General features: G+C 69.5%; 7 protein-coding genes. 1 reads left to right on the top strand and 6 read right to left on the bottom strand.

Annotated features, from left to right (window positions below; all coding sequences use genetic code 11):
• Window positions 1-99: 99 nt before the first annotated feature.
• Both rph and A6A27_RS33730 read right to left on the bottom strand, forming a co-directional pair.
• Window positions 100-2,697: a rifamycin-inactivating phosphotransferase gene (gene rph / locus A6A27_RS33740; RefSeq protein ID WP_073838710.1), complete on the bottom strand. Its 2,598-nt coding sequence runs from the start codon at window positions 2,695-2,697 to the stop codon at window positions 100-102.
• A gap of 590 nt (window positions 2,698-3,287) precedes the next feature.
• Window positions 3,288-3,722, bottom strand: a complete 435-nt coding sequence (locus A6A27_RS33730; RefSeq protein WP_073838708.1) for a VOC family protein — start codon at window positions 3,720-3,722, stop codon at window positions 3,288-3,290.
• 112 nt (window positions 3,723-3,834) lie between these two features.
• Here A6A27_RS33730 and A6A27_RS33725 point away from each other — a divergent pair, with 112 nt between their 5' ends.
• Window positions 3,835-4,749 carry an aminoglycoside phosphotransferase family protein gene (locus A6A27_RS33725; protein WP_073838707.1) on the top strand — a complete coding sequence of 305 codons (915 nt, stop codon included), beginning with the start codon at window positions 3,835-3,837 and terminating at the stop codon, window positions 4,747-4,749.
• A gap of 217 nt (window positions 4,750-4,966) precedes the next feature.
• Here A6A27_RS33725 and A6A27_RS33720 read toward each other — a convergent pair whose 3' ends face one another.
• The 4 genes from A6A27_RS33720 to A6A27_RS33705 all read right to left on the bottom strand — a co-directional run bounded on the left by A6A27_RS33720 (window position 4,967) and on the right by A6A27_RS33705 (window position 9,701).
• Window positions 4,967-5,683: a YcnI family copper-binding membrane protein gene (locus tag A6A27_RS33720; RefSeq protein WP_143194305.1), complete on the bottom strand. Its 717-nt coding sequence runs from the start codon at window positions 5,681-5,683 to the stop codon at window positions 4,967-4,969.
• A gap of 77 nt (window positions 5,684-5,760) precedes the next feature.
• Window positions 5,761-6,495 carry a hypothetical protein gene (locus tag A6A27_RS33715; RefSeq protein WP_073838705.1) on the bottom strand — a complete coding sequence of 245 codons (735 nt, stop codon included), beginning with the start codon at window positions 6,493-6,495 and terminating at the stop codon, window positions 5,761-5,763.
• Window positions 6,496-6,545: 50 nt separating this feature from the next.
• Window positions 6,546-7,754 carry a branched-chain amino acid ABC transporter substrate-binding protein gene (locus tag A6A27_RS33710; RefSeq protein ID WP_073838704.1) on the bottom strand — a complete coding sequence of 403 codons (1,209 nt, stop codon included), beginning with the start codon at window positions 7,752-7,754 and terminating at the stop codon, window positions 6,546-6,548.
• Window positions 7,755-7,895: 141 nt separating this feature from the next.
• Window positions 7,896-9,701, bottom strand: a complete 1,806-nt coding sequence (locus tag A6A27_RS33705; RefSeq protein ID WP_073838703.1) for an LVIVD repeat-containing protein — start codon at window positions 9,699-9,701, stop codon at window positions 7,896-7,898.
• Window positions 9,702-9,720 lie beyond the last annotated feature (19 nt).

Genomic DNA, 9,720 nt, shown 5'->3' with positions numbered 1-9,720 from the left:
AACCGCCGCCCAAATGAAAGACCGAGGCTAGTGCTTGCGGAGTGCCGCTTGGAAATAGGTGCTCGGCAAGGCAGAAGGGCCTTCTCGGTCAGTGGTCAGTCAAGGCAGAATCTCGACGTACCCATCGCTTCCGTGCACGCGGATCCGCTGCCCATCGGGAATCAGCCGAGTGGCATCTACCACGCTGACGACAGCCGGCAGGCCATACTCCCGGGCGATCACTGCGCCGTGTGTCATCAATCCTCCGACCTCCGTCACCAGGCCTGTGATGGCGACGAAGAGGGGCGTCCAGCTCGGGTCCGTGTGGGCTGTGACGAGGATGTCACCCGGTTCGAGATCAGCCTGGGCCATGTCCAGGATGACGCGGGCGCGGCCTTCGATGGTCCCGGCGGAGACCGGTAGGCCGATCAGGGCGCCGGTCGGCACGTCGTCGCGTCGGTACGCCCCGGCGATGACCTCGCCATCCGATGTCAGCACCCGAGGTGACGTGAGCGCGTGGTACGACCGGAATTCGTCCTTACGCTGCTGGATCAGCTTGTCGTCCACCTGGTTCGAGCGCACGACGTCGTGGAGCTCCTGGAACGTGAGGTAGAAGATGTCCTCCTTCTCGGCGAGCACGTTGGCCTGCACGAGGCACTCGGCCTCTTCGAGCAAGGCCTGCTTGTAGACGAAGTAGCGGCTGACGATGCCATACTTCGGGTATTCCCGGTAGCCGATGAAGGTCCGGACCCGGTCGATCATCCGCTTGGTCTCGTCGGCCTTCTGCTCCCCGTCCGGCAGTGCCCGCAGGCGTTCGAGCACCTCCTGCGCCTTCTTCTGCGCCTCCTGGCGACCGTGCTCGAAGCGCCGCTTGGCGGCGCCCGGCTCGAAGTTCCTGACGTTGTCGAGGATCACGGGCACGAGCGTGGTGGGGCGTTCGCTCCAGCGCGGCCGCGTGATGTCGATCTCGCCGACGCAACGCATGCCGTACCGGTCGAGGTAGGCCTCGATGGCGTCGCGCGCTTCGGTCCCGCCCGCGAACTTCGGCAGCTCGTCCAGGAAGCCGTCGTCCTCGACGCCCTGCAGGAACGCCACTACCTCCGGATGCGAGCGGATCACGTCCGCGACGTCGAGCAGCGCCAGGCCCATCTCCGACGTGACGTTACCGGGGGCGGACAGCGTGAGGGTGTCGGCCGCGTTCTTCTCGCCCAGCCATTCCCGCAGCCGGTCGTTGAGCCACCAGGTGGCCTCCATCCCCGCCATGATCGCCTGCATGCTCAATGGATCACTGAGGACCCGCTTGTGCTCCTGAAAGGCCTCCAGCAGGAAGTCGAACAGCGCCGGTCCGGATTTCGTCCGGATGTCGTGCCGCAGTGCGGCGATGGACGCCTGGCTGCGCTCGATCAGCTCGGTGACGATGGCCGGATCGGTCTCGATCGGGGCGGACGCGCCGCCGACCGGCGGCCCGCCGGGACCGCCGTCCGGGAGCGCCGGGACGAAGTCGTGGCGGTCGAGGACGCTCTCCAGCGCGTCCCTGGTCAGCGGATCGGATCTCCCCGCCATCTCCAGGAAGGCGGCGCGGCTCGCGGGCGAGGCCAGGCGCTGGGTGACGTCGACGAACAGCCTGCCGCCCGCCTCGTGCATCGGCGCCATGGCCGTCAACTGCCAGAAGGAGACCCCCAGGGGCTTCATGGGGTCGGTCATCATCTGCTGATGACCAACGGAGAGATAGATGTGGTTCTCCCGGTCGGGGGCCGCGGGGATGGGGAACAGCGTGGTGATCGGCCGGCTCTGCACGATCTGGAAGTCGTCGTCGACCAGGCACCATTCGATGTCCTGCGGGCGGCCGAAATGCGCTTCGATCCGCCGGCCGAGCTGCACCAGCCGCACGACCTGCGCATCCGTCAGCGCCGGCTGCTCCTGCCGCTGCGGGTCGATCGCCACTTCCTGCGTACCGCCGGCCGGCAGGGCGTGAATGGCACGCTGCTTCGCGGCGACCGCCTTGACGACGACCTCGCCGTCGCGCACCTTGAAGACGTCCGGGTTCACCAGGCCGGAAACCAGGGCCTCGCCGAGGCCGAAGCTGGCGTCCACGGTGGCGACCTTCCGGTTGGACGTGACGGGGTCGGCCGTGAACAGGATGCCGGCCGCATCCGGGAAGACCATCCGCTGCACGACCACGGCCATGTGGACCGTACGGTGGTCGATGCCGTTGCGCTGGCGGTAGGTCACGGCCCGCTCGGTGAACAGCGACGCCCAGCACCGGCTGACGTGCTGGAGAACCGCGGCCGGCCCCACGACGTTCAGGTACGTGTCCTGCTGGCCCGCGAAAGAGGCCGTCGGCAGGTCCTCTGCCGTCGCGCTCGATCGGACGGCGCAGGCAGGTTGCTCGCCGAGCCGGGCGAGCGCGTGGGTTATCGCCGCCGCCAGATCGCCCAGGATGGCAATCCCTTCGATGGTCCGGCGGATCTCCGCGCTGAGCGTGCGGGTCGCCTCCCGGTCATCCGGGTTCAGGCGCGACAGCTGATCGAGCCGATCGCCGATCGACGGTGCTTCCGCCATGATCCGCCGGAACGCGTCCGTCGTCACGCAAAAGCCAGCCGGCACGCGTACGCCTTCGATCCGCGACAGCCCGCCCAGGTGCGCGCCCTTGCCACCAACGACCGCGACCTGCGTCTCGTCAACCTCTTGAAGATCCAACACGTACTGCTCGATCACTGCGACACCTCCGAGGCTGCCGTGCTCCGCTGCACTGCACCGGCCGATCGAATCACCGGCGCCTCGAACATCGTTGGTTCGCGGTCGCCGCGTCCCCCGTACATCGACAGCACACCCATGTCGTGGCCCCCCAATTCCTCGTCGGTGCTGTGTCCGGCCGCCGATTCTGCGGCAAGACCCGGGTCTTGCCGCAAGCCCCCCGGTGCGGTATACGTTAGAAGTGGCAGGGAGTGACATCTCCTTGCCTTTGCTTTTTCGCCCGCCGCGGGCTGAGTTCCTTCGACCGCCTGGAGCGAGTCGGGTACCTCCGGCGGGTGCCGGACCCCCACGACCGCCGCAGCGCCCTGGCACTCTCAGACGCCGGTGGCCACGGCCGCGTCGCCCGGGTGGGCCTGGCCAGCGCTATCGTCGGTCAGCTCATCATCGCCGCAGCCGAGGTGATCCGGCCGAGCAACCGGGACCTCGGCGACGTGCTGTTCAGCCTCCCCGATCCTGACCGGGGCCGGCCTGGTCACCGCCGGCGTGGTCATCATCCGCGCGGGAGACTGGGCCCGGCCGTCCCGGTTCCTGCCGCTCACGTTCGCGGCCAGTCAGTCGCGACAGAGCTCGTTGCCCTCGATGTCCTGCATCACGAGGCACGACTCGTTGTCGTCATCGGCAGGCAGTAGTCGCACGCGTACCGCGCCGAGCGCGACCAGCCGTGCGCATTCGGCCTCAAGTGCGGCCAGCCGTTCTTCACCCACGAGCCCGGTGCCGACCCGCACGTCAAGATGCAGCCGATTCTTGACGACCTTGCCTTCGGGAACGCGCTGGAAGAACAGTCGCGGGCCCACACCTGAGGGATCACTGCATGCGAACCATGAACCCTGATCCTCAGGCGGCTGCGAACGATCGAAATCGTCCCAACTAGCAAACCCCTCCGGTGGCGGCGGTACGACGTACCCCAACACCTCGCACCAGAAACGAGCGACACGCTCAGGTTCTGCGCAGTCGAAGGTGACTTGGATCTGCTTGACCGACGCCATCGGCCCACCACAAAGGCGGGGTCTTCCGTCGGCTCCACGGGTCCGCCCCTGGCCAGGTTGTGGCGCACACGGCCGACTCTTGAGGATGAGCGAGAGGCTACTGTTGCTCTGCATGACCGACGCCGAGATCGAGATCACCGCGGAGTTGGTCCGGGATCTGGTCCGCGACCAGCACCCCGACCTCGCCGATCGCCCGGTTCGGCTGGGCGCGCGGGGATGGGACAACCAACTGTGGCGGCTCGGCGACGACCTGGCCGTCCGGCTCCCCTGGGCGACCGGGTCCGCGGACGCGCTGCTGCGCAAGGAGCACTCCTGGCTGCCCACGCTCGCCCCGCGCCTTCCGCTGCCGATCCCCGTCCCGCAGCGACTCGGCGAGCCCTCCGAACGGTTCCCTCGGCCCTGGCTCATCACCACCTGGGTTCCGGGCACACCCGCCGACCTGGCCCCCGTCACGCGAGCCTCCGACGCGGCCACATCCTTGGCCACTTTCCTGACGGCTCTTCACCAACCCGCCCCCAGCAGCGCGCCCGCCGGCCGGGGCCGCGGCGGGCCACTACCCGACCACGCCGAGGGATTCGCCAAGGCGCTCACCTCCGCCACCGAGCGGGGGCTGATCAACGATCCGGACGCCGTCCGGGCCGTCTGGCACGACGCGGTCACCGCGCCTCACTGGACGGGCCGGGCGCTGTGGCTCCACGCCGACCTGCACCCGGCCAACGTCCTCACCGCCGACGGCACCGTCTGCGGCGTGATCGACTTCGGCGACCTCTGCGCGGGCGACCCGGCGTATGACCTCGCCGCCGTGTGGCTCCTGCTACCGGACGACACCACCGACCAGTTCCACGCGGCCTACCAGCCGACCCCGGACACTGCCACCATGCGCCGCGCCCGCGGCTGGGCGATGGCACGCGCCCTCGGCGGCATCCTCATCGGCGACGACGGCGTCCACAGCCGCCCCGGCGGCAAGCCCACCTGGGGCCCACCCGCCCACGCCGCCCTGCAACGCCTCATCGCCACAATCCGCTGACCCGGCGATCGCCTTCGCCCGGGCTACGCCCGACCGAGGCACGCTTGAAGATCGCCACCTGGAGCACCGGTCTCCACGACCGGCGCCGCCGGCACTCCGTCTGCGACTGGCGCCCACCGGTCGACTAAGAACGATTGACGGCCGGTGCCCTGGCGGCCCAGGCCCGCCCCAGTCCTCCGGGATTCGAGGGGATTGGCAGTCCCCAATGCGAGGCGGCCTATCGCGTCCGGCGCGACCGCACGACGATCGCCGCGCACACGAGGCCGATCACCAGCGAGGCCACGGACAGTCCGACCGCCCACCAGACCCCCGCATCCGACCGGGTCGTAGGCGCGTTGTCCACGGCCAGCGCCGCCTGCTCGGTGCCGGCCGCCGGAGAGGATGCCGGGTTCGCCTCGGGCACGAGCCGGAGCACCGGCGCGGGCCGCTCCGGCTCGTCGGCGCCGGGGGCTGGCTCCTGGATCCAGCGCACGACTTCGCCGTCGCTGTAGTGCTGGAGCGTCTTGAACACCAGTTGGTCGGCCGCGGGCAGCGGTCCGGCGCTCACCGAGAACTCGTCGTACTCACCCGGTTTGATCGCCGACTGCGGGTCCGCCACAGTCCAGGTGATCTTGTCGATGACCTCACTGATCTGCGCGCCGTGCGCCTCGATCGGTGTGGCCAGCTTCTTCTTCGTGATCTCGTACGACCAGCCGGGGTGCGGCTTCACCGAGAGCGAGGCCAGCGGGGAGTCGGTCGGGAACTGCACCTCGATCTTGGTGGTGCTCGCGTCGTCGCTCTCGGTCGGAACGCGGAACGTCAGGGCGGCGTAGCCGCCCTGGGTGGCCGTGCCCGGGTTCACCGTCACGTGCGCGAACGCCGCCGTCGGTAGGACGCCGACCAGGCAGGCCGCCACGCCTACGGTTACGAGGCCACGTACGGCTCGACGAAGCATGTGCATTCTCCAGCTTTCCATTGATCGATAATCATGATGTTGAATACGCGGGCCACGGTGCTCGGCGCAGGTCTCGATCAGCCCAGCCGCTGCAGCACTTTCTCCATGGCCCCCTTGGCCTTGTCGGCCGAGTCGGCGCGGTCTCCGACGATCTTCTTCTGGGTGAGGTCGAGGTAGAGGATGAGGTTCGCCCGATGGAGCACCACGATGGCGATGTCCTCGAAATAGACGTCGTCCTGCCCTGGCGGGTACGTGTGGGCGAGCTGCTGCACGTACCCCTTCCACCCGAACACCTCAAGCGGACGGCTGGTGGCGCGATAGGCGCCGAGGATGACCGGCGGTCCCCCGTCGACCTCATACGATCCGGGGCATACGGCCAGCCCGGAACCGACCTCGTTCATCGCGTTGTCGGCGATGGCGGTCGAGGCGAAGACGAGGGCGTTCTGGGTCACGTACGGGACGCGGGAGTCGGTCGCCCGGGTGGGTTCCACGGCGAACTGGCCCACGGGCTGGCCACCGACGGGCTGAACCACGTTGGATGGTGCGTTGGGTGTGTCGGAGCGCTGCACGTACGGGCAGGTCTGGATGGCGCTCGGCGGCACGTAGTTGTTGTGCGAGTGGAAGTCCCGGTCGTACCAGTAGTCGCGCGCGCCTTCGCCGGCGTCCTTTGCGTTGTAGAACGCGGCCTTGACGTCGTCGGCTGTGTAGGACGGCTTGCTCGCCGTGGCGCCCGCGGCGCTGGAGCAGCCGGTGACGCCGACGCAGACGGCGGCCAGCGCGAGGGCCGCCACGGCACGGGAGCTCAAGATCATGGATGGCTCACTTCATCGGGGGCGGAGAGGCGGCACGAGACCACGGGCCGTCAGGAGCCGTCGTCCGAACGCAGGGTGTTGGCGAGGGTGAAGGCACCGCCCTTGACGGTGAGCACGACATGGTTGTCGTACTTGACCGTGTGATCGGGGGCGAACCGGAGCTCACCCAGGAACGTGGTGAAGCCGTCCTCCAGCTGGGCCAGCTGTGCGCTGTTCAACGCGGGGTCCACCTTTCCCGTCTGCGTCACGGCCTGGCCGAGGGCGCGCAGCCCGTCGTACGCCTGCAGGGCGTCCCGGCCCGGCGGGTGGCCGAAGGTCTTGGTGAACCGCGTGGTCCATGCCGCGGCGGCCGGGAGGTTCTGCGGGCTCGCCGTTGTGATCACGAATGCGCCCTCGGCGCCGTCTCTGCCGGCGGCGGAAAGGAAATCGGGGCTTTCCGATGCTGCGGAGGCGATGTATTTGCCTTTGTACCCGGCTTTGCGGAGCGCTGCGGCCAGCTGGCCGGATTCCTGGGCCGGGCCGGCCCAGTACACGACGTCGGGGTCGGCGGCCAGCGCGGTGGCAGCGGCCGCGGCCATGTCCCGCTGCCCGGCGGGCAGGGTCTGCTTGCTGACCACCTTGGGGACGGGCGAGGCCACTGAGATCACCTGGTTGACCAGGTATGCCGACTGCGGGTTGTCGTCAGCGATCACCGCGAGCCGCTGGGCCGCCTGGTAAGCCATCCAGTGCACCGCCGCGAGCGCTTCCTGATGGGGCGTGCCGTTGGTGAGATAGGCCGTGGGAGTGTCCTCCGCGCTGACCAGCGTGGGCGAGTTGGCGGAGGTGATGAGAAACGGCAGCCCGTTACCGCCGAGGACCCGCGCGGCGGCCTCGGCCGCGCCGTCACAGACGCCCCCGAGGGCGCCGGCGACCTTTTCGGTGAGGTGGAGCTGCTTCGCCGCCTCCTTGCCACCGTCGTCGAGGCACTCGTCGTCGACGGTTACGAGGGAGACGTGCTGCCCGATGATCCCGCCACGGACGTTGAGGTCGTCCACCGCCATCCGCGCCCCGTCGACCAGATCCTGCCCGCGCGCCTTGTCCGGCCCGGACAGCGGGGCGATCACACCGAAGGCGATCTCCCCCCGGGGTGCGGCCGGCGCGTCGTCGGTCGAGGTGCACGCGGCTACGGCCGGGAGCGTGAGGACGGTGAGGGCCAACGGCGCGAGCCAGCGGTTGCGGCGGGTCCGGCCGCGGCCGTCGAGGGTGGTCAGGAGCTGCATTCGGTGCTTCTCTCTCGGCTCCGGTGGTGGTGAATGGGGTGGTCCAGGCAGGTCCGCCCGGGGGCGGCGGGTGACGGGGAGGGACCCCCGCAGCCGGTAGCGGCGCGGGGACCCCTCCACGTACGAAAGGTCCGCGGAAGACTACTTCTCGCAGGAGTTCCAGCAGACCTTCTTCTCGTGCTTACCGGGGATGTCGCCGGTGAACTTCAGGATGTCGACGCCTCGACCGTAGTCGGGGACGTAGACGTACCCGTTGTGCCAGTACGCCGAGGAGGCGTTGCTCCCGATGATCGCCGGGCCGTCGGGGCCGGCGGCGCGGTCGGGCACCCGGAACCAGCCGACCTGCTGCGGGTTGCTCGGGTCGGAGATGTCCAGGAACCGGACGCCCTGCTCGTAGAAGCCGGCGGCGACGATGTTGCCGTTCACCGTGAACCAGTGCGCGGAGCAGTCGCCCGCCTTGCCCGTCGGGTCGACGTAGTGGCCGGGCTTGCCGCCGGGGCTGTAGGTGGCGAGCCGCGTCATCTTGACCGGGTTCTCCGGCGTGGAGGTGATCCCCTCGGCGTCGTGCGTCCCCTCCAGCGACGCCAGGATGAACACGCCGGCCTTCGCGCAGTTCTGGTTGTTGTTCTCGTTGGTGATGAGCACCACGTCGCCCTTCGGGCGGTCGCCCAGGGCGTTCGGGAAGCGGTAGGCGTTGTGCAGGAAGGCACTCTCCGAGCCGCTGACGCTCCCACCCGCGTACGGGATCGGGTCGTAGGCCGTCGCGTAGCGCTTGGTCTGCGTCGCCGGGTCGAAGTGCTTGCCGTCGGTCCAGTAGCCGCGGACGCCGCCGCTGCCCGAGACCCAGACGACGCCGTCGAAGTCGACGTCGACGCTGTGCGTGGAGCCGCTCGTCACACCGGTGCGCCGGACGTCGGAGACGACGGCCTGGCTGTAGGTGAACGGGTGGTTGACGTCACGTACGTCGGTCACGTAGACGGGAGAGCTCACCCCGCGCACACCCGACCCCACCGACCAGATGAACCGGCAGTCGTTGATGCACGTCGCGGTGTGGCCGAGCGGGACCCGGTGAAAGCCCAGCAGCTTCGGGTGCCACGGGTCCTTGATGTCGATGATGAACAGGCCCTTGGTGCCCGAGTCGCGGGTCAGGAAGACGAGCTTGCGCCGGCTGTCGACCGTGAGGTTCTCGCCCTCCCAGAACTGGGTCATGGTCTCGCCCGGCTGCTTGAGCTGGTCGACGGTGACGGCGGCGATGTACTCCGGGTGCTCGGGGTCCTTCAGCGACCAGACAGCCAGGCCGCCGGTGCCGTTGGCGACCATGACGTCGTAGCCGAGCTTCTCGTAGTGCACGAAGTTCAGCGACGAGAACGCCGGGCACTTCGTCGCCTTGAACGCGGGACAGCTCCCATTGTTCGACAGCAGGCCGCGCACGTGACCGACGACCTCGACGTTGTCGCTGTGCGTCGCGTTGTCCGGGAACACCCCGGTGTCCGGCAGGGTCTGCGTCCCCTCGGTGGCGGTGCCGTCCGTGATGCCGGCGAGCGACGCGGCCTCACGCTCGGCGTTGGTCGCCGCCTCCGCCGCGGCCGCAGCGGCCTGCGCCGCCGCGGCCGCCTTGTCGTTGTACGCCAGCTGCGCCTGCGCGGCCTGCGCGGATGCCTGCGCGGCCTGGGCGGCGGCGGCATCCGCCCTGTTCTTGTCGGAGATCTTGCCCGACTGCTCGGCCGTGGCGGCGGCGTCAGCGGCCTTCTGCGCCTCCTCCTCCGCCCTGGCCTTGGCCTCGTCCAAGCGGGCGGCTGCCCTGGCGGCGTCCTTCGCGGCCGCGTCCGCCTGGTTCTGCAGGCTGGTCGCCTCGGCCTCGGCCGACCCGACCGTGCCGGGGCGGACCGGACCGGACGGGTCCGCGTGGGCCGCGCCGACGCTCGACATCTGCAGCGCGGCCGCCATCGCTAGCACGGTCGCGCCC

It is taken from the genome of Micromonospora sp. CB01531 (assembly GCF_001905095.1).
GTDB lineage: Bacteria > Actinomycetota > Actinomycetes > Mycobacteriales > Micromonosporaceae > Micromonospora.
Note: the sequence above shows the minus strand (reverse complement) of the source record. Positions and strands in the feature narration are given on the sequence as shown.